Source organism: Streptomyces sp. NPDC088747, from assembly GCF_044751025.1.
Taxonomy (GTDB): Bacteria; Actinomycetota; Actinomycetes; order Streptomycetales; family Streptomycetaceae; genus Streptomyces.
Genome location: NZ_JBIVKZ010000014.1, coordinates 106,178 through 130,563, shown reverse-complemented (window position 1 = coordinate 130,563; position 24,386 = coordinate 106,178). Strand labels below are relative to the sequence as shown.

At 69.7% G+C, this 24,386-nt stretch carries 23 protein-coding genes; 9 read left to right on the top strand and 14 right to left on the bottom strand.

The features are described from left to right. Positions 1 to 3: 3 nt before the first annotated feature. The 4 genes from ACIP79_RS29240 to ACIP79_RS29225 are packed head-to-tail and all read right to left on the bottom strand — an operon-like array spanning position 4 to position 3,773. Positions 4 to 345: a bifunctional 3-phenylpropionate/cinnamic acid dioxygenase ferredoxin subunit gene (locus tag ACIP79_RS29240; RefSeq protein ID WP_401227892.1), complete on the bottom strand. Its 342-nt coding sequence runs from the start codon at positions 343 to 345 to the stop codon at positions 4 to 6. Next, positions 345 to 1,562 (bottom strand): Fe-S cluster assembly protein SufD, encoded by a 1,218-nt coding sequence (sufD, locus tag ACIP79_RS29235; protein ID WP_401227890.1) that lies wholly within the window; start codon positions 1,560 to 1,562, stop codon positions 345 to 347. The genes ACIP79_RS29240 and sufD overlap by 1 nt, the downstream gene beginning before the upstream one ends. Before the next feature lie 58 nt (positions 1,563 to 1,620). Next, positions 1,621 to 3,045, bottom strand: a complete 1,425-nt coding sequence (sufB, locus tag ACIP79_RS29230) for a Fe-S cluster assembly protein SufB (RefSeq protein ID WP_383683939.1) — start codon at positions 3,043 to 3,045, stop codon at positions 1,621 to 1,623. After that, positions 3,042 to 3,773, bottom strand: coding sequence for a helix-turn-helix transcriptional regulator (locus tag ACIP79_RS29225; protein WP_401227887.1), 732 nt, complete (start codon positions 3,771 to 3,773; stop codon positions 3,042 to 3,044). Before ACIP79_RS29225 ends, sufB begins: the two co-directional genes overlap by 4 nt. Before the next feature lie 160 nt (positions 3,774 to 3,933). Here ACIP79_RS29225 and ACIP79_RS29220 point away from each other — a divergent pair, with 160 nt between their 5' ends. The 4 genes from ACIP79_RS29220 to ACIP79_RS29205 are packed head-to-tail and all read left to right on the top strand — an operon-like array spanning position 3,934 to position 7,522. Then, a complete protein-coding gene (locus ACIP79_RS29220) occupies positions 3,934 to 4,770 on the top strand; it encodes an aminoglycoside N(3)-acetyltransferase (protein WP_401227886.1) in 837 nt (278 codons plus the stop codon). 11 nt (positions 4,771 to 4,781) lie between these two features. After that, the gene (locus ACIP79_RS29215; RefSeq protein WP_401227884.1) at positions 4,782 to 5,705 is read left to right on the top strand and encodes an ABC transporter ATP-binding protein; all 924 of its coding nucleotides are present in this window, start codon (positions 4,782 to 4,784) and stop codon (positions 5,703 to 5,705) included. A gap of 50 nt (positions 5,706 to 5,755) precedes the next feature. Continuing rightward, complete coding sequence (locus ACIP79_RS29210; protein WP_401228139.1) at positions 5,756 to 6,472, top strand: ABC transporter permease; 717 nt, start codon at positions 5,756 to 5,758, stop codon at positions 6,470 to 6,472. A gap of 42 nt (positions 6,473 to 6,514) precedes the next feature. Further along, positions 6,515 to 7,522, top strand: a complete 1,008-nt coding sequence (locus tag ACIP79_RS29205; protein ID WP_401227882.1) for a heme A synthase — start codon at positions 6,515 to 6,517, stop codon at positions 7,520 to 7,522. On the opposite strand, the gene ACIP79_RS29200 is transcribed toward ACIP79_RS29205, so the two are convergent. The 4 genes from ACIP79_RS29200 to ACIP79_RS29185 form a co-directional block, all read right to left on the bottom strand. After that, a complete protein-coding gene (locus ACIP79_RS29200; protein ID WP_401227880.1) occupies positions 7,509 to 8,279 on the bottom strand; it encodes a nucleotidyltransferase domain-containing protein in 771 nt (256 codons plus the stop codon). The genes ACIP79_RS29205 and ACIP79_RS29200 overlap by 14 nt on opposite strands. A gap of 20 nt (positions 8,280 to 8,299) precedes the next feature. Beyond that, positions 8,300 to 9,406 carry an amidohydrolase family protein gene (locus ACIP79_RS29195; RefSeq protein WP_383683949.1) on the bottom strand — a complete coding sequence of 369 codons (1,107 nt, stop codon included), beginning with the start codon at positions 9,404 to 9,406 and terminating at the stop codon, positions 8,300 to 8,302. A 203-nt stretch (positions 9,407 to 9,609) separates the two neighbouring features. Beyond that, entirely contained in the window at positions 9,610 to 9,966 is a 357-nt protein-coding gene (locus tag ACIP79_RS29190; RefSeq protein ID WP_401227878.1) for a hypothetical protein, read from the bottom strand. Positions 9,967 to 10,075: 109 nt separating this feature from the next. After that, positions 10,076 to 11,062, bottom strand: a complete 987-nt coding sequence (locus tag ACIP79_RS29185) for a heme o synthase (RefSeq protein ID WP_401228137.1) — start codon at positions 11,060 to 11,062, stop codon at positions 10,076 to 10,078. A gap of 378 nt (positions 11,063 to 11,440) precedes the next feature. On the opposite strand from ACIP79_RS29185, the gene tkt reads away from it, so the two are divergent. Genes tkt through pgl form a run of 5 tightly spaced genes read left to right on the top strand, consistent with a single transcriptional unit; the run spans position 11,441 to position 18,058 of the window. Continuing rightward, positions 11,441 to 13,528 (top strand): transketolase, encoded by a 2,088-nt coding sequence (gene tkt, locus ACIP79_RS29180; protein WP_401227876.1) that lies wholly within the window; start codon positions 11,441 to 11,443, stop codon positions 13,526 to 13,528. Positions 13,529 to 13,562: 34 nt separating this feature from the next. Continuing rightward, positions 13,563 to 14,681 carry a transaldolase gene (gene tal, locus ACIP79_RS29175; RefSeq protein WP_401227874.1) on the top strand — a complete coding sequence of 373 codons (1,119 nt, stop codon included), beginning with the start codon at positions 13,563 to 13,565 and terminating at the stop codon, positions 14,679 to 14,681. 4 nt (positions 14,682 to 14,685) lie between these two features. Further along, positions 14,686 to 16,209, top strand: coding sequence for a glucose-6-phosphate dehydrogenase (gene zwf, locus ACIP79_RS29170; RefSeq protein WP_401227872.1), 1,524 nt, complete (start codon positions 14,686 to 14,688; stop codon positions 16,207 to 16,209). Next, positions 16,206 to 17,279: a glucose-6-phosphate dehydrogenase assembly protein OpcA gene (gene opcA, locus ACIP79_RS29165; protein ID WP_401227870.1), complete on the top strand. Its 1,074-nt coding sequence runs from the start codon at positions 16,206 to 16,208 to the stop codon at positions 17,277 to 17,279. The genes zwf and opcA overlap by 4 nt, the downstream gene beginning before the upstream one ends. Further along, the gene (gene pgl, locus ACIP79_RS29160) at positions 17,276 to 18,058 is read left to right on the top strand and encodes a 6-phosphogluconolactonase (RefSeq protein WP_401227868.1); all 783 of its coding nucleotides are present in this window, start codon (positions 17,276 to 17,278) and stop codon (positions 18,056 to 18,058) included. The genes opcA and pgl overlap by 4 nt, the downstream gene beginning before the upstream one ends. Before the next feature lie 143 nt (positions 18,059 to 18,201). Here pgl and pgi read toward each other — a convergent pair whose 3' ends face one another. The 6 genes from pgi to gap form a co-directional block, all read right to left on the bottom strand. Continuing rightward, positions 18,202 to 19,854, bottom strand: coding sequence for a glucose-6-phosphate isomerase (pgi, locus tag ACIP79_RS29155; protein ID WP_401227866.1), 1,653 nt, complete (start codon positions 19,852 to 19,854; stop codon positions 18,202 to 18,204). Positions 19,855 to 20,184: 330 nt separating this feature from the next. Then, positions 20,185 to 20,520, bottom strand: a complete 336-nt coding sequence (locus tag ACIP79_RS29150; RefSeq protein ID WP_383682289.1) for an RNA polymerase-binding protein RbpA — start codon at positions 20,518 to 20,520, stop codon at positions 20,185 to 20,187. Positions 20,521 to 20,762: 242 nt separating this feature from the next. After that, positions 20,763 to 20,993, bottom strand: coding sequence for a preprotein translocase subunit SecG (gene secG / locus ACIP79_RS29145; RefSeq protein WP_383682287.1), 231 nt, complete (start codon positions 20,991 to 20,993; stop codon positions 20,763 to 20,765). Between the two features lie 125 nt (positions 20,994 to 21,118). Next, positions 21,119 to 21,895: a triose-phosphate isomerase gene (gene tpiA, locus ACIP79_RS29140; RefSeq protein WP_383682286.1), complete on the bottom strand. Its 777-nt coding sequence runs from the start codon at positions 21,893 to 21,895 to the stop codon at positions 21,119 to 21,121. Positions 21,896 to 21,900: 5 nt separating this feature from the next. Then, the gene (locus ACIP79_RS29135; protein ID WP_401227864.1) at positions 21,901 to 23,112 is read right to left on the bottom strand and encodes a phosphoglycerate kinase; all 1,212 of its coding nucleotides are present in this window, start codon (positions 23,110 to 23,112) and stop codon (positions 21,901 to 21,903) included. A 128-nt stretch (positions 23,113 to 23,240) separates the two neighbouring features. Further along, positions 23,241 to 24,251, bottom strand: coding sequence for a type I glyceraldehyde-3-phosphate dehydrogenase (gap, locus tag ACIP79_RS29130; protein ID WP_401227862.1), 1,011 nt, complete (start codon positions 24,249 to 24,251; stop codon positions 23,241 to 23,243). Positions 24,252 to 24,386: the final 135 nt, after the last annotated feature.

Genomic DNA, 24,386 nt, shown 5'->3' with positions numbered 1-24,386 from the left:
ACCTCAGGACTCCTGGGTGAGGGAGGCTCGTACGTCAACGAAGACGCTGCCCCCTTCGATCTTGACGGGGTATACGGGGACGGGGCGCGTCGCGGGAAGGCCGGACGGCTTGCCGGTGCGGAGGTCGAAGCTGGAACCGTGCAGCCAGCACTCGATCTGACAGTCCTCCACCTCGCCCTCGGAGAGCGAGACGTTCGCGTGCGAGCAGATGTCGTTGATCGCGAACACCTCCCCCTCGGTCTGGACGACCGAGACCGGCGTGCCGTCGAGTTCCACCCGCTTGGGGGTGTCCTCCTCCAGCTCGTCCAGCCCGCAGGCGCGCAGGAACGTCGAAGGGGCAGTCATCAGACCGACGCCTCCAGCTCCTCGTCGATCTTCACAAGAAGGCGCTCTTCGATGTCGTCGACACCGATCTGCTGGACCAGTTCGGCGAAGAAGCCGCGGACCACCAGTCGGCGGGCCTCGTCGGCCGGGATGCCGCGGGCCATCAGATAGAAGAGCTGCTCGTCGTCGAAGCGGCCGGTCGCGGACGCGTGACCGGCGCCGACGATCTCGCCCGTCTCGATCTCCAGGTTCGGCACGGAGTCGACGCGGGCGCCGTCGGTCAGAACCAGGTTGCGGTTCATCTCGTACGTGTCCGTGCCCTCGGCCGAGGCCTCGATGAGCACGTCGCCGATCCACACCGCGTGGGCGCCTTCGCCCTGGAGCGCGCCCTTGTAGGCGACGTTCGACTTGCAGTGCGGGGTGTTGTGGTCGACCAGGAGGCGGTGCTCCTGGTGCTGGCCGGCGTCCGTGAAGTACAGGCCGAAGAGCTCGGCCTCGCCACCGGGACCGGCGTAGGCGACGCGCGGGTGGAGGCGGACCAGGTCGCCGCCGAAGGTCACCACGAACGACTTGAAGGTGGCGTCACGGCCGATCAACGCGTTGTGCTGGCCCACGTGCACGGCCTTGTCGTCCCAGTCCTGGACGGAGACGACGGTGAGCTTGGCGCCGTCGCCCAGGACGTAGTCGACGTTGGCGGCGAGGACCGCGTCACCGGTGTGGTCGATGACGACGACGGCCTCGGCGAAGGCTCCCAGCTCGATGACCTGGTGGCCGTAGGCGATGCCGCCCTCACCCCGCACGGCGATGCGGATCGGCTCGGTGAGCACCGTCTCCTTGGGGACGGTGACGACTCCGGCCTTCTCGAACGCCGAGTAGGCCTGGGCCGCGACGCGGTCCACCGGGGTGCCGGCCCTGCCGAGCCGGGCGTCGTCCCGGCCGACGGTCTCCACCGTGACGCCCTCGGGCGCCTCGATGTCGACCTTCAGGCCGTCGCCGGTGGCGACCGCGGTGCCGTCGTGCAGCCCGCGCAGCCGCTCCAGCGGCGTGAACCGCCACTCCTCCTCACGGCCGTGGGGGACCGGGAAGTCCGCCACGTCGAAGGACGGGGGCGCGCTCATGCGGGTGGCGACGGTCGACTCGGCGGCCACCGCGATCTGTCCCGCGGTGGTGGAGCCCACGGGTGGGGGTCCCCCCGCCCGAGCGGAGTTGAGGGTGGGGGAGTTCGGAGCCTCAGCCATGGCTGTCGGTCTGCTCGCTTTCTTGCGTGAGTGGCGTGATGGGGACGGTGGTCGGCGCCTAGCCGACCGAGCCTTCCATCTGGAGCTCGATCAGCCGGTTGAGCTCGAGCGCGTACTCCATGGGCAGTTCCTTGGCGATCGGCTCGACGAAGCCGCGCACGATCATCGCCATCGCCTCGAACTCGGTCATACCCCGGCTCATCAGGTAGAAGAGCTGGTCGTCGCTGACCTTGGAGACGGTCGCCTCGTGGCCCATCGACACGTCGTCCTCGCGGACATCGACGTACGGGTAGGTGTCCGAGCGGGAGATCGTGTCGACGAGCAGCGCGTCACAGAGCACGTTCGACTTGGAGCCGTGGGCGCCCTCGCCGATCTCGACGAGCCCGCGGTAGGACGTACGGCCGCCACCGCGTGCCACGGACTTCGACACGATGTTGGAGGAGGTGTTCGGCGCCATGTGGACCATCTTGGAACCGGCGTCCTGGTGCTGGCCCTCGCCCGCGAAGGCGATGGACAGGGTCTCGCCCTTGGCGTGCTCGCCCATCAGGTAGACGGCCGGGTACTTCATGGTGACCTTGGAGCCGATGTTGCCGTCGATCCACTCCATGGTCGCGCCCTCGTACGCCACGGCGCGCTTGGTGACCAGGTTGTAGACGTTGTTCGACCAGTTCTGGATGGTCGTGTAGCGGCAGCGGCCGCCCTTCTTCACGATGATCTCGACCACCGCGGAGTGCAGGGAGTCCGAGGAGTAGATCGGCGCCGTGCAGCCCTCGACGTAGTGGACGTAGGCGTCCTCGTCGACGATGATCAGCGTCCGCTCGAACTGGCCCATGTTCTCCGTGTTGATACGGAAGTAAGCCTGGAGCGGGATCTCGACGTGCACGCCCTTCGGCACGTAGATGAAGGAGCCGCCGGACCACACCGCGCTGTTCAGCGACGCGAACTTGTTGTCGCCGACCGGGATGACGGTCCCGAAGTACTCCTTGAAGAGCTCCGGGTGCTCCTTCAGCGCGGTGTCGGTGTCCATGAAGATGACACCCTGCGCCTCCAGCTCCTCGTTGATCTGGTGGTAGACAACCTCGGACTCGTACTGGGCGGCGACACCGGCGACCAGGCGCTGCTTCTCCGCCTCCGGGATGCCGAGCTTGTCGTACGTGTTCTTGATGTCCTCGGGCAGGTCCTCCCAGGACTCCGCCTGCTTCTCCGTGGAACGCACGAAGTACTTGATGTTGTCGAAGTCGATGCCGGAGAGGTCCGAGCCCCAGTTCGGCATGGGCTTCTTCTCGAAGAGGCGCAGGCCCTTGAGACGGAGCTTGGTCATCCACTCCGGCTCATTCTTCTTCTGGGAGATGTCGCGGACGACGTCCTCGTTGATGCCTCGCTTGGCGCTGGCACCGGCCACGTCGGAGTCGGCCCAGCCGTATTCGTAATTGCCCAGACCCTCGAGCTCGGGGTGGGCAGTCTCCTCGATGGGGAGCGTCATGCGGGGTTCCTCCCGGCGGTACTTGCAGATGCGTCAGGCATTTCGGAAACAGTCTTGGAAATCTTTGGGATGAACGTCGTGCATACGCCGTCGCCGTGGGCGATGGTCGCCAGCCGCTGCACATGGGTGCCGAGCAGCTGCGAGAAGATCTCGGTCTCCGCCTCGCACAGCTGCGGGAACTGCTCGGCGACGTGGGCGACCGGGCAGTGGTGCTGGCAGAGCTGCTCGCCGACCGGTGCGCTTCGCGCCGTAGCAGCGTACCCGTCCGCGCTCAGGGCCTTGGCCAGCGCTTCGGTGCGCTCCCCGGGCCCGGCGGCCTCCACGGCCGCGCGGTACGCGTTCGCCTGGGCGGCGATCCGGGCGCGCGCGAAGGCCACGACCGCCTCGTCGCCGCCCTCGCGCTCGGCGATCCAGCGCAGGGCGTCGGCGGCGAGCTTGTCGTAGGACTGGTCGAAGGCGTCCCGGCCGCAGTCGGTCAGGGCGAAGACCTTGGCGGGGCGGCCGCGGGTACGCGCGCCGTAGACCCGCTGCTCACGTGCTTCCACGACGTCGTCGGCGACCAGTGCGTCGAGATGGCGGCGGACGGCGGCCGGGGTCAGGCCCAGCCGTCCGGCGAGGTCGGTCACCGTCGAGGGGCCGTGGTCCAGGATGGAGCGCACGACCCGGTTGCGGGTGGACCGCTCCCCGGTCGCGAGTTCCTCCTGCGGAGCCTCGCCAACGTTTTTCACAACGCTATTGTTGCGTAATTCCTCAGAGCCTGGCAAGCGGCCCCCACCGGACGGACGGTGCCGTGCATCACTTAGGTAAACCTAAGATGACCTGCGGAAACGATCTTTGATCGATCAATCCGGTAGCCATGGACCGGGCTCTCGGGGACACTGCCGAAGCATGCCGACACCCCCTCCCACCGGGCCACTCGTCACTCGGGACACAGTCTCCGCAAGGCTGCTCCAGCTGGGCGTCCGCCCGGGCGAGACCCTCCTGGCGCACTCCTCGCTCAGCTCCCTCGGCTGGGTCTGCGGCGGCGCCGTCGCGGTCGTCCGGGGAATCCTCGACGCACTCGGCCCCGACGGGACCCTGGCGGTCCCCACTCAGTCCGGAGACCTCTCCGACCCCGCTCTGTGGGGCAATCCGCCGGTACCCGAGGAGTGGTGGTCGGCCATCCGGGCGACGATGCCCCCGTACGACCCCCTCGTCACCCCCTCGCGCGGGGTCGGCGTGATCCCGGAGACCGTACGGACCTGGCCCGGCGCCCTGCGCAGCGCGCACCCGCAGACCTCGTTCGCGGCGCTCGGCCCCCGCGCGGCGGAGATCACCGGGGACCACGCGACCGACTGCCGCCTCGGCGAGCGCAGCCCGCTGGCCCGCCTGGAGCGACTGGGCGCGCGGGTGCTGCTCCTGGGCGCCGGATACGACACGTGCACCGCCTTCCACCTGGCCGAATACCGGATACCGTCGCCGCTCGTCACGGAGGGGCGGCCCGCCCGGGGCGGCTGGAAGGAGGTGACGGAGGTGTCGATCACCTCCGAGCGCTTCGACGAGCTCGGCTCCGACTTCGAGCGGGACCGTCCCGTCGTACGGGGCAGGGTGGGCGCCGCCGACACCAGGCTGTTCCCGCTGGCCGACGCCGTGGCGTACGCGGAGCCGTGGCTCGCGCTGCACCGGCCGCCGGAGCCGTACGCGGATGCGGCCCCCCGCGGCCGGGAGCCCCGGCCGCGTACCTAGACTTGGTCCCCATGCGAAGCGAGCCCGTGGTCCAGGTCCAGGCCTTGGTGAAGAGGTACGGCAGGAAGACCGCGGTGGACGGCCTCGACCTGGTGGCCGAGGCCGGCATCACCGCCGTGCTCGGCCCCAACGGCGCGGGAAAGACGACCACGGTAGAGACCTGCGAGGGCTACCGGAAGCCGGACTCCGGCACCGTGCGCGTCCTGGGCCTCGACCCGGTCGGGCAGGCCGGCGAACTTCGCCCGCGGATCGGCGTCATGCTCCAGTCCGGCGGCGTCTACTCCGGCGCGCGGGCCGGCGAGATGCTCCGCCACGTGGCGCGACTCCACGCGCACCCGCTCGACGTGGACGCGCTCGTCGAACGGCTCGGCCTCGAAAGCTGCGGCCGCACCACCTACCGGCGGCTCTCCGGCGGCCAGCAGCAGCGGCTCGCGCTGGCGATGGCCGTGGTCGGCCGCCCCGAACTGGTCTTCCTCGACGAGCCGACGGCGGGCCTGGACCCGCAGGCCCGCCGGGCCACCTGGGACCTCGTGCGCGACCTGCGCGCCGACGGGGTCTCGGTCATCCTCACCACGCACCACATGGACGAGGCCGAGCAGCTCGCCGACGACGTCGCGATCATCGACGCGGGCCGGGTCGTCGCCCAGGGCTCCCCCGACGAGCTGTGCCGCGGCGGCGCCGAGAACACCCTGCGCTTCAGCGGCCGCCCGGGGCTCGACGTGGCGGCCCTGCTCAAGGCGCTCCCGGCGGACAGCACGGCGGTCGAACTGACGCCCGGCGCGTACCGCGTCGGCGGCAAGGTCGACCCGCAGCTGCTCGCCACGGTCACCTCCTGGTGCGCGCAGCACGGCGTGATGCCGGAGAAGATCTCCGTCGAACGCCACACGCTCGAAGACGTCTTCCTGGAACTGACCGGCAAGGAGCTGCGTTCGTGACCACCGCCGGTACGTACACCCCGAGGCCCGGAGCGGCCCCGCTGCCCCGGATGATCGCCGCGCAGGCCCTGCTGGAGACGCGGATGCTGCTCCGCAACGGCGAGCAGTTCCTCCTCACGGTCGTCATCCCCACGCTGCTGCTGGTGCTGTTCAGCGCGGTCGACATCGTCGACACGGGCGCCGGGAAGGCGGTCGACTTCCTGACGCCCGGCATCCTGGCGCTCGCCGTGATGTCGACGGCGTTCACCGGCCAGGCGATCGCGACGGGCTTCGAGCGCCGCTACGGCGTCCTGAAGCGGCTCGCCGCCTCCCCGCTCCCCCGCTGGGGCCTGATGACGGCGAAGACGGCGTCGGTGCTGGTCACGGAGATCCTCCAGGTGCTCCTGGTGACGGTGATCGCCCTCGCGCTCGGCTGGTCGCCGCACGGCAACCCGTTCGCCGTCCTGCTCCTGCTGGTGCTGGGCACCGCCGCCTTCTCCGGCCTCGGCCTGCTGATGGCGGGCACGCTGAAGGCGGAGGCGACCCTGGCCGCCGCGAACCTGGTCTTCCTGCTGCTCCTGGTCGGCGGCGGCGTGATCGTCCCGCTCGACAAGTTCCCCCCGGGCCTCCAGGACGTCCTGGCCCTGCTGCCGATCTCCGCGCTGTCGGACGGTCTGCGTGACGTGCTGCGGGACGGGGCGGGGATGCCGTGGGGGAACCTCGGGATCCTGGCCGTCTGGGCGGTCGTGGGACTGACGGCGGCGGGAAGATTCTTCCGCTGGGAGTAGGTATGGGGCCCTCGTGAAGGCGTGCACAAGCGGCCCCCTACGATGGTGCGCGTGCCAAAAGTGACCCGAGCCGACGCCGTAGCCGCCGTGCGCAACCCGCTCGCCTTCATCGCCGAGTGCTGGACCCCGACCTCCCGGACGGTGCGACGCGCGGCTCTCGCCGCGCTCGTCATGGCGGTGGCGATCGTGGTCACCGGCGGCGCCGTACGGCTCACCGGCTCGGGGCTCGGCTGCCCGACCTGGCCCAAGTGCACCGACGACTCGCTCACCACGACGAGCGCGATGGGCGTCCACGGCGTCATCGAGTTCGGCAACCGGATGCTGACGTACGTGCTGTGCGCGGCGGTCGGCTGGGCGATCGTCGCGGCCCGCTCGCGAAAGCCGTTCCGGCGCAGCCTGACCCGGCTGGGCTGGGCGCAGTTCTGGATCGTCATGAGCAACGCGGTGCTCGGCGGCGTCGTGGTGCTCGTCGGCCTCAACCCGTATACGGTCGCGGCCCACTTCCTGCTCTCCACCGCGCTCATCGCCGTCGCCACCCTGCTGTGGCGGCGCACCGGCGAGGGCGACGGGGCGCCGCGCCCGCTGGTCGGCAAGCCGGTGCGGCAGATGGTGTGGGTGCTGGTCGCCGCGACCGTCCTGCTGATCGCGGTCGGCACGGTCGTCACCGGCGCCGGTCCGCACGCCGGTGACTCCAGCGAGGTCGAGCGGATCCCGCTGGACTGGGAGAACGTCACCAAGGTGCATGCCGTGCTGGCCTGGATCGTGGTGACGCTGGCCTTCGCCCTGTGGTTCGTCCTCAAGGCGGTCGACGCCCCCAAGGGCCCCCTCGACCGCACCCGCGACCTGTTCCTCATCCTCCTCGGGCAGGGCGTCATCGGTTACGTCCAGTACTTCACGGACCTGCCCGAAGTCCTCGTCGGCCTCCACATGTTCGGCTCCTGCCTGGTGTGGATCGGCGTCCTGCGGGTGCTGCTGTCGCTGCGCGAACGCCCCGAGATCCTGGCCGATGTGCCGGGTCCCGCCACGGAGTCGACGCTCACGCGCGCGTGAGTCCCTCGTACCTCGCGACCAGGCCGTCGATCGCGGGCCCCAGGTAGGCCCTGGTGAGCTCGGCCCTGCGCGCCGGCCACGTGTCGGCGCGCGGCGCCGGATCCCCGTACCGCCGTCGCCTGATGTCCTCGACCACCTCGATCGGCGCGCCGAGTCCCGGCAGCAGGTCCAGCGCCTCCCTCTTGGAGATCAGCCGGCCCTCGCCCAGGGTGACGGTCGCCCGCGCGAAGGTGACAGGACCGAGGTCGACCCAGCCGTCGTCCGTCCAGAGCCGGGCCTTGTCCACGGCGGGTCTCCAGAACTCCTTCTGGTCCCGTACGACGTAGGCCTTGAGCTCCCGGTCCTGGACGGGCGGCAGCAGGTCCCCGGGCGGCCCGCCGTGCAGCACGCGCCCGAAGGCGTGCAGTTCGCGCCGGGTTACCGGGGTGACCGGGCGTCTCATCAGCACGTTCTGGGCCCAGGTGACGTACGACCGCTCGGGGTCGGAATGCCGGCCGGGCGGCAGATAGCTGCAGTGCAGTTTCACGGCGAGCGGCTCCTCGACACGCAGTCGTCGGTGCAGCCGGACCAGCCCGCGCACCGTGGCGAGCGACCGCGGAGCGTCCAGGACGGCGATCAGGTCGAGGTCGCTGCGCCCTTCCTGGTAGTCGCCGCCGGCGAGCGAGCCGTGCGCCCACAGGGCGAGGGGGTCGAAGGCGCGCAGCTCGGTGAGGAAACGGTCCAGCAGGCGGGCGGTGGCGTCGGCGGAGTCGGTCATGGGACCAGAGTCTGGTGCGCTCACCGCACGCCGTACACCCGCCGTGCGTTCCCGGCCGCGATCAGCCCCGCCACGCGTTGCGCGTCCGCCAGCGACCAGGCGCCCTCCGCCACCCAGGTGCCGAGCACCCGGGCCAGCGCCTCACGGAACAGCCGTGCCCCGACCACGTGGAGTTCGGGCAGCCCCTGTGCGCCGCTGGAGAAGAGGAGCTTGCCGAAGGGCGCCAGTTCGAGGATCTCCGAGAACACGGCCGCGGCCCGCGCGCCGGTGCGCACCAGAGCGGCGCCCAGATCGGCGTACACATGCGGGAAGACCCCGGCGAGGTGCGCCGCGTGCCGGTGGTAGGGGTAGCCGTGCAGCAGGACCAGATCGGTGCCGAGTCCCGAGGTGGCGCGGGCGAAGTCGGTGAGCAGGACGGGGTCGGTGCGGTCGATGCGCAGGCCCGGCTCGCCGAGCCCGGCGTGCAACTGGAGCGGCAGCCCCGAGGCGACCGCGATCCACAGCAGATGCCTGAGCAGTACCGGGTCGCTGAGCGCCCCGCCCACCGGCCGCCGCGCGAGCCAGCGCCCCGCCGCGCCCCGCACCTCCCCCGGTCCCGGCGGCTCCGGCGCGAGTGCCAGACCGCTCCGTACGCCCGCCACGGAGGTGAAGGCCACGGCGTTCGCCGCGGCGCCGTGGATGGACTCGGCGAGATTGGCGAGAAAGGACTCGACGGTTCCGGAGGTGTCCGCGACCTGCTCGGCCAGCAGCTCCAGGCGGACGATCTCGTGGGCGTCGGCCGCGCCGGCGGAGGCCATCTCGCCGGGGCCGGTCAGGTCGCCCGGCAGCCCGGTGTCCACCAGGTACGTCGTGATGCCGGTCCCGCGCAGCAGTCTGCGCCCCGATTCCAGTACGCCCAGTTCTCGGCGCCGGGCGAGATAGCGGGCGGGCGGACAGTGCGGCTCCAGACCGAGCAGGGGCGGACACCAGCGGCGTACCGCGAACCCGGTCTGGGTGTCGAAGAAGGTGGTGCCCGGGGCGGGCGGCCCCTCGGTCCTGGCGAGGTGGGCCTCGAAGGTTCCGAGGCCCAGCTCCGTTCTCAGGACTCCGTGGCAGTACTGGTCCACCAGGGACGGCGTTTCGATCATCCGGACTCCCCGCGACTGGACCGTGCTTCCTCAGGTCCTAACGGGTGAGCCGGGCGTCAGGTGTTGCTCGCGCACACCCCGTGCGAAGACGCTCCGCTGTTTACGCCGTCGGGGAGTGCCCGGGATTCTCGAAACCGCGGGCCGCCCGTGGCCGGTCGCGCGGTTCCCCGCCCCCTGGCGGGGCGCCGCAGCTGAGGCCGGGATCAACCGTTGCCCGGAGCTCCCAGCTGGATGCCGGCCATCCGCTTCCACTCGTACGGCCCTGTCCTCACCTTCGCGGCGAACTCCCCGTCGAACTCCTGATGAACGGTGATGCCGGCCTGCCGCACCGCCTCCTCGGCGATCGCGTACGTGGGCACCACCAGGTCGCCCCAGCCGCCGTCCTCGCCGACCAGCACGATCCGGGCGCCGCGCTGCCCGAGGTACTCAAGATGCCCCTCGGCCCCGCCGTGCTCCTTGGCGAACGCGGAGATCTGCTTGGCGAACTTGGCCGTCCTGCGCTCGGCCTTGGCGTCCTTGGCGGCGCCGGGGGTCTCGTCAACCTGCTGGGTGTCTGCCATGACCAGGATGCTACCGACGGGTAGCGGGAACGGCGACGGGCGGGGTGCGTGGCCTTGACCACGACACCCCGCCCGTCGGATTCCCTCGAAGGGATGACGCCCGGAAGGACTAACGGAGGAAGGGATCCACCGCGACCGCCACGAACAGCAGCGACACATAGGTGATGGACCAGTGGAACAGCCGCATCTCCTTGAGCTTGCCGCCCGCCGCCTCGTCCTTGGCGCGGTTCTGCAGCCCGTGCGCCTCCCACAGCCACCAGCCGCCGGCCAGCAGGGCGACCGACGTGTAGAACCAGCCGGTGTAGCCGAGCGGGGTCAGCAGCAGCGAGACGCCGACCATCACCCAGCTGTAGAGGACGATCTGGCGGGCGACGACCTTGTTGGAGGCGACGACCGGCAGCATGGGCACGCCCACGCGCGCGTAGTCGTCGCGGACCTTCATCGACAGCGGCCAGTAGTGCGGCGGCGTCCAGAAGAACATGACGAGGAAGAGGACGACCGGGGCCAGCGACATCGAGTTGGTCACCGCCGACCAGCCGATGAGGACGGGCATGCAGCCGGCGATACCGCCCCACACGATGTTCTGCGACGTACGGCGCTTGAGGATCATCGTGTAGACGACGACGTAGAAGAAGAGCGCGCCGAGGGAGAGCCAGGCCGACAGCCAGTTGACCGTCAGGCCGAACAGCAGCGTGGAGACCGCGGCGAGGGAGAGGCCGAAGGCCAGGCACTCGCGGGGGCTGACCATCCCGGTGACCAGGGGCCGCTGCGAGGTCCGGTCCATCAGCGCGTCGATGTCCCGGTCGATGTACATGTTCAGCGCGTTCGCGCCGCCCGCCGAGAGGTAACCCCCGAGGCAGGTGAGCAGCACCAGCCCGAGGTCGGGCACCCCCTGCTGGGCCAGGAACATCACCGGCACGGTGGTGATGAGGAGCAGCTCGATGATTCGTGGCTTGGTCAGCGCCACGAACGCCATGACACGGGCCCCGAACGGCCGGTGACTCGGTCCGCTGCTGGTCCCGAGTTCCCCCATTGTCTTGAGGGCATGGGCGGTGCCCCCACCCGATGGACGGGATTCGACGGCCGTCACGCACACCCCTGACAGAGACATCCCAGCAAGCCTCCGGGTGTGAACTCCCCGTAAAGGCTCGCGCGTACCACGCCACTGTAGACGTTGCCCATACCCCGACATTCGCGGGGGTGGGTCGTGTTGGGGGACGTCGCCCCGGGGGCGTGGTGACGCGCTCGTGACGGGAGTGACAAAGCTCGATTGAGCACTCGGACGAGCGGCTCCGTATTCACTTGCCGAATACGGAAAGGACCGGTCGGGAGGCGGATCGCGGAGACTCCCGGCAGTCTGGAATGACTCGAAAAAACGCACGTACTCACGGGGGTAGGCTCGACAACGGCCGGCGGGCGCACGCGCGCCGGCAATTCGACATGTGGACCATGTGGAGAGGAGCCCTGACTCAGGGTGAGCACCAAGCCGACCACCACAGACCTCGAGTGGACCGAGTTGGACCAGCGGGCCGTGGACACCGCCCGCGTCCTGGCCGCCGATGCCGTACAGAAGGTCGGTAACGGCCATCCCGGTACGGCGATGAGCCTGGCGCCCGCCGCGTACACCCTCTTCCAGAAGGTGATGCGGCACGACCCGTCGGACCCCGACTGGACCGGACGCGACCGCTTCGTGCTGTCCGCGGGCCACTCGTCCCTGACCCTCTACACCCAGCTGTACCTGGCCGGTTTCGGCCTGGAGCTGGACGATCTGAAGGCCTTCAGGACGTGGGGCAGCAGGACGCCCGGACACCCCGAGTACGGGCACACCCCCGGCGTCGAGACGACGACGGGACCGCTGGGCCAGGGTGTCGCCAACGCGGTGGGCATGGCGATGGCCACCCGCTACGAGCGCGGCCTGTTCGACCCGGACGCCGCGCCGGGCGAGTCCCCGTTCGACCACTTCATCTTCGCGATCGCCGGTGACGGCTGCCTCCAGGAGGGCATCTCCGCCGAGGCGTCGTCGATGGCGGGCCACCAGCGACTCGGCAACCTGGTCCTGCTGTGGGACGACAACCACATCTCGATCGAGGGCGACACGGAGACCGCGGTCTCCGAGGACACCGTCAAGAGGTACGAGGCGTACGGCTGGCACGTGCAGCGGGTCGCCCCGAAGCCGGACGGCGACCTCGACGTGCACGCCATCTACGACGCGATCGAGGCCGCCAAGGCGGTCACCGACAAGCCGTCGTTCATCGCGATGCGCTCGATCATCGCCTGGCCCGCCCCGAACGCCCAGAACACCGAGGCCGCGCACGGCTCGGCGCTCGGCGACGACGAGGTCGCGGCCACCAAGCGCGTGCTGGGCTTCGACCCGGAGAAGACCTTCGAGGTCGCCGACGAGGTCCTCGCGCGCACCCGGCAGGCCCAGGACCGCGGCCGCGAGGCCAGGGCCGAGTGGGAGAAGGGCTTCGCCGCCTGGCGCACCTCCAACCCCGAGCGCGCCGCCGAGTTCGACCGCATCGCCGCGGGCGAACTGCCCACGGACTGGGAGTCGAAGCTCCCAGCGTTCGAGACGGGCAAAGCCGTCGCCACCCGCGCCGCGTCCGGCAAGGTCCTCCAGGCCCTCGGCCCCGTCATCCCCGAGCTGTGGGGCGGCTCCGCCGACCTCGCGGGCTCGAACAACACGACCATCGACAAGACGAGTTCCTTCCTGCCTGCGGACAACCCGCTGCCGGAGGCGGACCCGTACGGCCGAACGGTCCACTTCGGCATCCGCGAGCACTCGATGGCCGCCGAGATGAACGGCATCGCGCTGCACGGCAACACCCGCATCTACGGCGGCACCTTCCTGGTGTTCTCCGACTACATGCGCAACGCCGTCCGGCTGTCCGCTCTCATGCACGCGCCGGTGACGTACGTCTGGACGCACGACTCCATCGGCCTCGGCGAGGACGGCCCGACCCACCAGCCGGTGGAGCACCTGGCCTCGCTGCGCGCGATCCCCGGTCTGAACGTCGTCCGTCCCGCGGACGCCAACGAGACCGTGATCGCCTGGCGCGAGATCCTCAAGCGCTACACCAAGGTGTTCGGCAAGGGCGCCCCGCACGGCCTCGCGCTGACCCGTCAGGGCGTACCGACGTACGAGGCCAACGAGGACGCCGCCAAGGGCGGTTACGTACTGTTCGAGGCCGAGGGCGGCTCGCCCGAGGTCATCCTCATCGGCACCGGCTCCGAGGTGCACGTCGCCGTCGAGGCGCGCGAGCGGCTCCAGGCCGACGGGATTCCGACGCGGGTCGTGTCGATGCCGTCCGTCGAGTGGTTCGACGAGCAGGACCAGGGGTACCGGGACAGCGTCCTGCCGCCTTCCGTGAAGGCGCGGGTCTCGGTGGAGGCCGGCATCGGGCTCACCTGGCACCGGTTCGTCGGGGATGCCGGACGCATTGTTTCGCTGGAGCACTTCGGTGCTTCGGCCGATGGCAAGGTCCTCTTCCGCGAATTCGGTTTCACTGCCGAGAACGTCGCCTCCGCCGCCCGGGAATCGATCGCCGCAGCCCAGCGCTGACGCTGGTACACGACACGTAGGAGATGCAATTTCCATGACAGACGCACTCAAGCGCCTCTCCGAAGAAGGCGTCGCGATCTGGCTGGACGACCTGTCGCGCAAGCGGATCACGTCCGGCAACCTCGCCGAACTGATCGACCAGCAGCACGTCGTGGGCGTCACCACCAACCCGTCGATCTTCCAGAAGGCCATCTCACAGGGCGACGGTTACGACCAGCAGCTCACCGAGCTCGCCGCCCGCAGGGTCACCGTCGAAGAGGCCGTCCGCATGATCACGACGGCGGACGTCCGTGACGCCGCCGACATCCTGCGCCCGGTCTTCGACGCGACGGAGGGCCAGGACGGCCGGGTCTCGATCGAGGTCGACCCGCGGCTGGCCAACAACACGCTGGCGACCGTCGCCGAGGCCAAGCAGCTGGCCTGGCTGGTGGACCGCCCCAACACCCTCATCAAGATCCCGGCGACCCCCGCGGGCCTGCCCGCGATCACCGAGGTCATCGGCAAGGGCATCAGCGTCAACGTCACGCTGATCTTCTCGCTGCAGCGCTACCGCGAGGTCATGGACGCCTACCTCGCGGGCCTGGAGAAGGCCAAGGCCGCCGGCCTCGACCTCTCCAAGATCCACTCGGTCGCCTCCTTCTTCGTGTCCCGCGTGGACACCGAGATCGACAAGCGGCTCGACGCCCTGGGCACCGACGCCGCCAAGGCCGCCCGCGGCAAGGCGGGGCTGGCCAACGCGCGGCTCGCCTACGAGGCGTACGAGGAGGTCTTCTCCTCCGACCGCTGGGCCGCCCTCGACAAGGCGCAGGCCAACAAGCAGCGTCCGCTGTGGGCCTCGACCGGCGTCAAGGACAAGGCCTACAAGGACACCCTGTACGTCGACGACCTGGTCGCGCCGAACACGGTGAACACCATGCCGGAAGCCACTCTCGAGGCCACCGAGGACCACGGACAGATCACCGGCAACACCGTCGCCGGCACGTACGAGCAGTCCCGCGCCGAACTCGAAGCCGTCGAGAAGCTCGGAATCGCCTACGACGACGTGGTCCAGCTCCTGGAGGACGAGGGCGTCGAGAAGTTCGCGACGTCCTGGAACGACCTGCTCAAGTCGACAGAGGCAGAGCTCCAGCGCCTCGCCCCCTCGGAGGGCTGAAACCTTGTCAAGCAGCAACCCGCTGCGTGACCCCGCAGACCGACGGCTCCCGCGTATCGCGGGGCCGTCGGGCCTGGTCATCTTCGGTGTCACGGGCGATTTGTCACGTAAAAAGCTGATGCCCGCCGTATACGATCTCGCCAACCGGGGCCTGCTGCCGCCGGGCTTCTCGCTCGTCGGCTTCGCCCGGCGCGAATGGGCCGACGAGGACTTCGCGCAGGAGGTCCACGACGCGGTCAAGGAGCACGCCCGTACGCCCTTCCGCGAGGAGGTCTGGCAGCAGCTCGTCCAGGGCATGCGCTTCGTCCAGGGCACCTTCGACGACGACGACTCCTTCGAGCGGCTGCGCACCACCATCGAGGAGCTGGACAAGGCACAGGGCACGGGCGGCAACTTCGCCTTCTACCTGTCCGTGCCGCCTGGCGCCTTCCCGGTGGTCATCAAGCAGCTGAAGAAGCACCGCCTCGCCGACCAGCCCAAGGGCTCCTGGCGCCGCGCGGTGATCGAGAAGCCCTTCGGGCACGACCTCAAGTCGGCCGAGGAGCTCAACTCGACCGTCGAGGATGTCTTCGCCCCGGACCAGGTCTTCCGGATCGACCACTACCTCGGCAAGGAGACCGTCCAGAACATCCTGGCGCTCCGCTTCGCCAACCAGATGTTCGAGCCGATCTGGAACCGGTCGTACGTCGACCACGTGCAGATCACGATGGCCGAGGACATCGGCATCGGTGGCCGCGCCGGCTACTACGACGGCATCGGCGCCGCCCGTGACGTCATCCAGAACCACCTCCTCCAGCTGCTGGCGCTGACCGCCATGGAGGAGCCCGCCGCCTTCGACGCGGACGCGCTCGCCGCCGAGAAGACCAAGGTGCTCGGCGCCGTGAAACTGCCGAAGGACCTGGGCAGGAACACGGTCCGCGGCCAGTACGCGGAAGGCTGGCAGGGCGGCGAGAAGGCCGTCGGCTACCTCCAGGAAGACGGCATCGACCCCAAGTCGAAGACCGACACCTACGCCGCCGTGAAGGTCGAGGTGGACAACCGCCGCTGGGCCGGGGTCCCCTTCTACCTCCGCACCGGCAAGCGTCTGGGCCGCCGCGTCACCGAGATCGCCGTCGTCTTCCAGCGCGCCCCGCACTCCCCCTTCGACCACACGGCGACGGAGGAACTGGGCCAGAACGCGATCGTCATCCGCGTCCAGCCCGACGAGGGCATCACGGTCCGCTTCGGCTCCAAGGTCCCCGGCACCTCCATGGAGATCCGGGACGTCTCGATGGACTTCGCGTACGGCGAGTCCTTCACGGAGTCGAGCCCCGAGGCGTACGAGCGGCTGATCCTGGACGTCCTCCTGGGCGACTCCAACCTCTTCCCGCGCACGGAGGAGGTCGAGCTGTCCTGGAAGATCCTCGACCCGATCGAGCAGTACTGGGACAAGCACGGCAAGCCCGCCCAGTACCCCTCGGGCACCTGGGGCCCCGTCGAGGCGGACGAAATGCTCGAGCGAGACGGACGGAGCTGGCGGCGCCCATGAAAATAGACCTCACGGACACCACGGCCAGCAAGATCAACAAGTCGCTCGTGCAGGCCCGCCGGGCCATCGGCACCCCCGCCGTCGGCATGGTGCTCACCCTCGTCATCGTCACCGACGAGGAGAACGCGTACGACGCCCTGCGCGCCGCCAACGACGCCTCCCGCGAGCACCCCTCACGGACCCTCGTGGTCGTCAGGCGCGTCTCCCGCTCACCCCGCGACCGCACGAAGTCCCGCCTCGACGCCGAGGTACGCGTCGGCGCGGACGCGGGTACCGGCGAGACGGTGGTCCTGCGGCTCTACGGCGAGGTCGCGGACCACGCCCAGTCCGTCGCGCTCCCCCTGCTGCTGCCGGACGCCCCGGTCGTGGTCTGGTGGCCGGTGGCCTCCCCGCGCGACCCGGCCAAGGACCCGCTGGGTGCGCTCGGCCAGCGCCGGGTCACCGACAGCTACTCGGCGGTCAAGCCCGTCGAGGAACTGCGCGCCCGTGCCGAGAACTACGAGCCGGGCGACACCGACCTGGCGTGGGCCCGGATCACCCCCTGGCGTTCCATGCTGGCCGCCGCCCTCGACCAGGTGGACTGCGAGGTCATCTCCGCGGAGGTGACCGGCGAGGAGTTCAACCCGAGCGTCGAACTGCTGGCCATGTGGCTCGCCGACCGGCTGCACGTGCACGTCCGGCGCGGGGTCTCCGCCGGCCCCGGCCTGACCCAGGTCCGCATGGAGACCACCGGCGGTCCCGTCGCGCTCCAGCGGCCGGACGGCACGATGGCCACCCTGACGCTGGACGGCCAGCCGGACCGCGCGGTGGCGCTCAAGCGCCGCGAGACGTCCGAGCTGATGGCCGAGGAACTGCGACGCCTCGACCCGGACGACACGTACGCGTCCGCGCTGCGGTTCGGGGTGGACCGGCTGGGCGGCGCCCACTCGACGGCGGACAGGGATCCGCTGCCCACCCGGACTCCGGCCTCCGCCGTGGCCGACTCGGCTTCGAGGACGCCGTCCGCGGCGGCCCGCAACCGGCCGACCCCGGCGCAGATGCCCCCGGCGAAGGGGACGGCCGCCAAGTGAGCACTCCGCAACTGGTCGTCCACCGCGACAAGGAACTGATGGCCCAGGCCGCCGCGGCCCGGCTGATCACGAAGATCGTGGACGCGCAGGCCTCGCGCGGCAACGCCTCCATCGTGCTCACGGGCGGCCGCAACGGCAACGGCCTTCTGGCGGCGCTGAGTTCGGCCCCCGCCCGGGACGCCGTCGACTGGGCGCGTCTCGACCTGTGGTGGGGCGACGAGCGGTTCCTGCCCGAGGGCGACCCGGACCGCAACGACACACAGGCCCGCGCGGCACTCCTGGACTCCGTGCCCCTCGATCCGGCCCGTGTGCACCCGATGCCCGCCTCGGACGGCCCCTACGGCTCCGACGTGGATGCCGCCGCGGAGGCGTACGCGGTGGAGCTCGCGAAGGCGTCGGCCCCCGAGAACCACGCCGCCGTTCCCGCCTTCGACGTCCTGATGCTGGGCGTCGGCCCCGATACCCACGTGGCCTCGCTCTTCCCCGAGCTGCCCGCGGTACGGGAGACCGAACGCACGGTGGTCGGCGTCCACGGCGCCCCCAAGCCGCCGCCCACCCGGATCTCCCTCACCCTCCCCGCGATCCGCTCCGCCCGCGAGGTGTGGCTGCTCGCGGCGGGCGAGGACAAGGCGGAGGCCGCGGCGATCGCCCTCTCCGGCGCGGGCGAGGTACAGGCCCCGGCCGCCGGCGCCCAGGGCCGCTCCCGCACCCTGTGGCTCCTGGACGCGGCAGCGGCATCACAACTGCCGCGGGAGCTGTACCCGGCGGCCTCGGCATAAGAAACAGAGTCCTCAAACGCCGGACGGGCATGCCAGCCCGTCCGGCGTTTGAGGACAAGCGCGTTCAGCGCGATACGGGGGTCTGGGGGCAGAGCCCCCAGGAACGGGACGGGAAGGAGCGGAGGGGGCGAGAAACCCCACCCCTAACGCCCACGCAGCTCCCGGTACTTGGCCACGAGCGCGATCGTGGACGCATCCAGCCCCGGCACATCCGCCCCCTCCGTCAACGCCGGCTCGACCCGCTTGGCCAGCACCTTCCCGAGCTCGACCCCCCACTGGTCGAACGAGTCGATGTTCCAGACCGCGCCCTGGACGAACACCCTGTGCTCGTAGAGGGCGATCAACTGCCCCAGAACCGACGGCGTCAGCTCACGCGCGAGGATCGTCGTCGTGGGATGGTCACCCTTGAACGTCTTGTGCGCCACCAACTCCTCGGGCACCCCCTCCGCCCGCACCTCGTCCGGCGTCTTGCCGAAGGCCAGCGCCTGCGTCTGCGCGAAGAAGTTCGCCATCAACAGGTCGTGCTGGGCCTTGAGTTCGTCACTCAGCTCGGCGACCGGCTCGGCGAAGCCGATGAAGTCCGCCGGGATCAGCTTGGTGCCCTGGTGGATGAGCTGGTAGTAGGCGTGCTGCCCGTTGGTGCCGGGCGTGCCCCACACCACCGGACCGGTCTGCCACTCCACCGGATGTCCGTCGCGGTCCACGGACTTGCCGTTGGACTCCATGTCGAGCTGCTGCAAGTAGGCGGTGAACCTGGACAGGTAGTGCGAGTACGGCAGCACCGCGTGCGACTGGGCATCGTGGAAGTTGCCGTACCAGATGCCCAACAGGCCCAGCAGCAAAGGCACGTTGGACTCGGCGGGCGCGGTGCGGAAGTGCTCGTCGACCAGGTGGAACCCGTCGAGCAGTTCACGGAACCGGTCCGGGCCGATCGCGATCATCAGGGACAGGCCGATCGCGGAGTCGAACGAGTACCGCCCGCCGACCCAGTCCCAGAACCCGAACATGTTCGCGGTGTCGATACCGAAGTCCGCGACCTTCTCGGAGTTGGTCGACAGCGCCACGAAGTGCTTGGCGACGGCCTCCTGATCGGCCTTCAGCTCGGTCAGCAGCCAGTTCCTGGCGGAGGTCGCGTTGGTGATCGTCTCGATCGTGGTGAACGTCTTCGAGGCGATGATGAACAGCGTCTCGGCGGCGTCCAGGTCCCGCACGGCCTCGTGCAGGTCGGCGCCGTCCACGTTCGACACGAAGCGGACGGTGAGGCCGCGATCGGTGAAGGAGCGCAGCGCCTCGTACGCCATCGCCGGACCGAGGTCGGAACCGCCGATGCCGATGTTGACGACGTTCCTGATGCGCTCGCCGGTGTGCCCGGTCCACTTGCCGGAGCGGATGCGCTCGGCGAAGCCGGCCATCTTGTCGAGGACCTCGTGCACGGCGGGGACGACGTTCTCCCCGTCGACCTCGACGACCGCGTCCCGCGGGGCGCGCAGCGCGGTGTGCAGTACCGCGCGGTCCTCGGTGACGTTGATCTTCTCGCCCCGGAACATGGCGTCCCGCAGCCCGAACACGTCGGTCGCCGCGGCCAGTTGGCGCAGCAGCCTCAGCGTCTCGTCGTTCACCAGGTGCTTGGAGTAGTCGACGTGCAGATCGCCGACCTCCAGGGTGTATCCGCCGCCGCGCCCGGGGTCGGCCGCGAACAGGTCCCGCAGGTGGGTCCCCGCGAGCTCGTCGCGGTGCCCTGCCAGTGCGGTCCACTCAGGCGTCTCATTGAGCCTGGTACGGCTTTCTGCGTTCATCTCGGACTTCCGCCTTCTTCCTGCCTGTGCTGCTGCGTACCTTGCCCCGCTGCCGGTCCCAACCTAATTGATCAGGGCTCGACGTGAGCTGCCGTGGCACCGTCGTCCGGCTCAACAACAGATACGTCCGGCAGGCACACAGGTATCACCGGGATGACGGTGGGCACGGACGACACGGCCGTGAACGGCGCCCGGCCACGAACCGCAGGACGGCCCCGGCACCTCACGATCGTTCCCGGCACAGGGAGGAAGCGGGCCGCACGTGGCACACGTCGGGCCCGCGATACAGCTCCGGCCGGACACCCGAAGGCACCCGGCCGGTTACAACCCCTAGATCTCGCCCCGCAGTTTGGCGAGCGCCTCGGCGAGGATCGCCTCCCCGTCCGCGTCGCTGCGCCGCTCCCGTACGTACGCGAGGTGCGTCTTGTACGGCTCGGTGCGCGGCGGGTCCGGCGGGTTCTCCTGGTCCTGTCCGGCGGGAAAGCCGCAGCGCGGGCAGTCCCAGGTGTCGGGAACCTGCGCGTCGCTGGCGAAGCTGGGCACCGTCTCGTGCCCGTTGGAGCACCAGAAGGAGATGCGCAGCCGCGGCGCGGACTCGCCACGCTCGGCCTCGCCCATCGGCCCCGCCCCGACCCGGCTTCCTCGGATCGCGTTGCCACTTGCCACGGTCGTAACTCCCTGCGTAATGGTGCCGCGAAGCGAGTCGGCGTGACGCTTCGCCGCGAGCGCCTCAGTCTACGTAAGGCCCAACGCGCGTCCAGTGATTGGAGTTACACCCCCGCCCCTAGACGCAAGCCCCATGATAGGCCGCGGTTTCCGTCGCGTACCGAACATGGGGCCTTACGTGCGCAAAGCGCGTGCGTAATGTGCAGTTGTACCGATGTGTACCGGCCGATGTGGGCCGATGGTCAGTTGTTGACCTTCATCAGGATGCCGAGCGTGACGATGCACGCGAACCAGAGCAGACCGACGACCACGGTGATGCGGTCGAGGTTGCGCTCGGCGACCGAGGAGCCACCGACGGACGACTGCATGCCGCCACCGAACATGTCGGAGAGGCCGCCGCCCTTGCCCTTGTGCATCAGCACCAGCAGCATCAACAGGCCGCTGAAGACGATCAGGGCGATCGAGAACCCCATAACCACGGCTGGACCAACTTCCTCGGAACTGGACGGACGACGGGGGCCGGGTGGCTGCCCACCTGGCCCCCGCTAGGGTACGACGGATCGCCGCTACCGCATACTCGCGGCCGCGAGCCTTCGGATCACTGGTCGCGGAACCGGACGATCTTGACGAACTCCTCGGCGTCCAGGGAGGCACCGCCGACCAGAGCGCCGTCGATGTCGGGCTTCGCCATGATCTCCGCGACGTTCCCGGACTTCACCGAGCCGCCGTACTGGATGCGCACGGCGTCGGCCACTTCCTGCGAGTACAGCTCGGCGAGCTTGCCGCGGATCGCCGCGCAGACCTCCTGCGCGTCGTCGGCGCCGCAGACCTTGCCGGTGCCGATGGCCCAGACGGGCTCGTACGCGATCACGATCGACCCGGCCTGCTCGGCGGGGACGTCCTTGAGACCGCCCTCGACCTGGGTCAGCGTGTGCGTGACGTGGTTGCCCGCCTCACGGACGTCGAGCTCCTCGCCGACACACAGGATCGGGGTCAGACCGTGCTTGTACGCGGCCTTCACCTTGGCGTTGACGAGCTCGTCGGTCTCGTGGTGGTACTGGCGGCGCTCGGAGTGGCCGACCGCCACGTACGTGCACTTGAGCTTGGCCAGCATCGGGCCGGAGATCTCGCCGGTGTAGGCACCGGAGTCCTGCGCCGAGACGTCCTGGGCGCCGTACTTGATCTTGAGTTTGTCGCCGTCGACCAGGGTCTGTACGGAGCGCAGGTCGGTGAAGGGCGGCAGGACGGCGACCTCACAGGCCTCGTAGTCCTTGTCGGCCAGGGCGAAAGCGAGCTTCTGGACGTGCGCGATGGCCTCGAGGTGGTTGAGGTTCATCTTCCAGTTGCCCGCCATCAGCGGCGTGCGCGTGCTCATGTAGGTCAGTCCTCCAGTGCGGCGAGGCCGGGGAGCGTCTTGCCCTCGAGGTATTCGAGGGAGGCGCCGCCACCGGTCGAAATGTGGCCGAATGCCGTCTCGTCGAAGCCCAGGATGCGGACGGCCGCGGCGGAGTCGCCACCGCCGACGACCGTGAAGGCCGGGGAGTCGAGAAGGGCCTGGGCGACCGCCTTGGTGCCCTCGGCGTAGTCGGGGTGCTCGAAGACGCCCATCGGACCGTTCCAGAAGACGGTGGCCGCGTCGGCGAGCTTCGAGGCGTAGAGCTTGCGGGACTCGGGACCGATGTCGAGACCGAGCTGGTCGGCCGGGATGGCGTCCGCGGCGACGGTGGTGGGGTTGGAGGGGGCCTTCGTCTTCAGGTCCGGGAACTGCGGGGCCACGACCACGTCGACCGGGAGGATCAGCTCGACGCCGTTCTTCTCGGCGCGCTCGATGTACTCCTTGACGACCGGGATCTGGTCCTCCTGAAGGAGGGAGGTGCCGACCTCGTACCCCTTGGCCTTGAGGAAGGTGAAGACCATGCCGCCGCCGACGAGCAGCTTGTCGGCCTTGCCGAGGAGCTGGTCGATGACGGCCAGCTTGTCGGAGACCTTGGAGCCGCCGAGCGCGACCACGTAGGGGCGCTTGACGTCCTCGGTGAGCTTCTTCAGGACGCCGACCTCGGTGGCGATGAGGTAGCCCGCGTAGTGCGGGAGGCGCGCCGGAAGGTCGTACACGGAGGCGTGCTTGCGGTGCACCGCGCCGAAACCGTCGCCCACGTAGATGTCGGCCATGGCCGCGAGCCGGTCGGCGAACTCGCCGCGCTCGGTGTCGTCCTTGGACGTCTCGCCGGCGTTGAAGCGCAGGTTCTCGATGACCGCGACCTGGCCGGGCTGGAGGCCGTTCACCGCGTCGTGGGCGGCGGGGCCGACCGTGTCCTGGGCGAACGCGACCGGGGCACCCAGGAGTTCGGCGAGCCGCTCGGCGGGCTGGAGGAGGGAGAACGCCGGGTCCGGGGCGCCCTTGGGGCGGCCCAGGTGCGAGGCGACGATCACCTTGGCGCCCGCCTCGGCCAGCGCCTTGACGGTCGGCAGGACGGCGCGGATGCGGCCGTCGTCGGTGATGAGGCCGTCGGCCAGCGGCACGTTCAGGTCGGCGCGGACGAAGACCCGCTTGCCGTCCACGCCTTCGGCGAGAAGTTCGTCGATCGTCTTCATAGATGGACTCCTTGGGGGCTCTTGCAATCCGGAGAGGGCTGATCGATCACGACGTGGGACAGGGCCCGGGCAGCGTTGCTGTGCGCTGCCCGGGCCCTGTCCTCACATCGAGGTGCCTGCTCTGGGACTCAGAGCTGGCCGCCGACGAAGACCGTGAGGTCGACGAGGCGGTTGGAGTAGCCCCACTCGTTGTCGTACCAGCCGAGGATCTTCACCGTGTTGCCCTCCTGGACCATGGTCAGGGAGGAGTCGAAGGTGCAGGACGACGGGTCGCCGACGATGTCCGAGGAGACGATCGGGTCCTCGGTGTACGTCAGGTAGCCCTTGAGGTCGCCGTCGTCGGAGGCCTTCTTGAACGCGGCGTTGACCTCGTCCTTGGTGACCTCGCGCTGGAGGGTCACGACGAGGTCGGTGGCGGAACCGGTCGGGACCGGGACGCGCATCGCGATGCCGTCGAGCTTGCCCTTGAGCTGCGGGAGGACCAGGGCGGTGGCCTTGGCGGCACCCGTCGTGGTCGGGATGATGTTCTCGGCGGCGGCGCGGGCGCGGCGCAGGTCCGAGTGCGGGAAGTCCAGGATGCGCTGGTCGTTCGTGTACGCGTGGACCGTCGTCATCAGGCCCTTGACGATGCCGAAGTTCTCGTCGAGGACCTTCGCCATCGGCGCCACACAGTTGGTGGTGCAGGAGGCGTTGGAGATGACGTGGTGGTTGGCCGCCTCGTACTTGTCCTGGTTGACGCCCATCACGATCGTGATGTCCTCGTCCTTGGCCGGAGCCGAGATGAGGACCTTCTTGGCGCCGCCCGCGATGTGCTTCTCGGCGTCGGCCTTCTTGGTGAAGATGCCGGTCGACTCGATGACGATGTCGACGCCGAGGTCGCCCCACGGGATGTCGGCGGGGTTGCGCTCGGAGAGCACCTTGATGGTGTGGCCGTCCACGGTGATCGTGTCGGCGGTGTGCGACACCTCGGCCTTGAGCCGGCCCAGGATGGTGTCGTACTTCAGAAGATGAGCTGTGGTCGCGGTGTCACCCAGGTCGTTGACAGCCACGATCTCGATGTCAGCACCCTGCTCCAGCAGCGCGCGGAAGTAGTTACGACCGATGCGGCCAAAGCCGTTGATGCCTACGCGGATCGTCACGAACCGATCTCCTCGTTGGTACGCCGGCTCAGATGCCGGCGAGTTGTATGGGATGTCCCCGACCGGTTACGACCCTACCTCCCTGAGGCTCCCGGGGTGACATCGAGATGCCCCATACACGGCAGGGCGGTCCGT

Bases quoted from the DNA above. Each gene is read 5' to 3' on its own strand.
- ACIP79_RS29190 (WP_401227878.1), bottom strand. From the start codon at position 9,966: ATGGCAGACACCCAGCAGGTTGACGAGACCCCCGGCGCCGCCAAGGAC.
- ACIP79_RS29195 (WP_383683949.1), bottom strand. From the start codon at position 9,406: ATGATCGAAACGCCGTCCCTGGTGGACCAGTACTGCCACGGAGTCCTG.
- ACIP79_RS29215 (WP_401227884.1), top strand. From the start codon at position 4,782: ATGCGAAGCGAGCCCGTGGTCCAGGTCCAGGCCTTGGTGAAGAGGTAC.
- opcA (WP_401227870.1), top strand. From the start codon at position 16,206: ATGAAAATAGACCTCACGGACACCACGGCCAGCAAGATCAACAAGTCG.
- ACIP79_RS29135 (WP_401227864.1), bottom strand. From the start codon at position 23,112: ATGAAGACGATCGACGAACTTCTCGCCGAAGGCGTGGACGGCAAGCGG.
- ACIP79_RS29200 (WP_401227880.1), bottom strand. From the start codon at position 8,279: ATGACCGACTCCGCCGACGCCACCGCCCGCCTGCTGGACCGTTTCCTC.
- tal (WP_401227874.1), top strand. From the start codon at position 13,563: ATGACAGACGCACTCAAGCGCCTCTCCGAAGAAGGCGTCGCGATCTGG.
- ACIP79_RS29205 (WP_401227882.1), top strand. From the start codon at position 6,515: ATGGTGCGCGTGCCAAAAGTGACCCGAGCCGACGCCGTAGCCGCCGTG.
- sufD (WP_401227890.1), bottom strand. From the start codon at position 1,562: ATGGCTGAGGCTCCGAACTCCCCCACCCTCAACTCCGCTCGGGCGGGG.
- ACIP79_RS29220 (WP_401227886.1), top strand. From the start codon at position 3,934: ATGCCGACACCCCCTCCCACCGGGCCACTCGTCACTCGGGACACAGTC.
- sufB (WP_383683939.1), bottom strand. From the start codon at position 3,045: ATGACGCTCCCCATCGAGGAGACTGCCCACCCCGAGCTCGAGGGTCTG.
- tpiA (WP_383682286.1), bottom strand. From the start codon at position 21,895: ATGAGCACGCGCACGCCGCTGATGGCGGGCAACTGGAAGATGAACCTC.
- ACIP79_RS29240 (WP_401227892.1), bottom strand. From the start codon at position 345: ATGACTGCCCCTTCGACGTTCCTGCGCGCCTGCGGGCTGGACGAGCTG.
- ACIP79_RS29210 (WP_401228139.1), top strand. From the start codon at position 5,756: ATGATCGCCGCGCAGGCCCTGCTGGAGACGCGGATGCTGCTCCGCAAC.
- pgi (WP_401227866.1), bottom strand. From the start codon at position 19,854: ATGAACGCAGAAAGCCGTACCAGGCTCAATGAGACGCCTGAGTGGACC.
- secG (WP_383682287.1), bottom strand. From the start codon at position 20,993: ATGGGGTTCTCGATCGCCCTGATCGTCTTCAGCGGCCTGTTGATGCTG.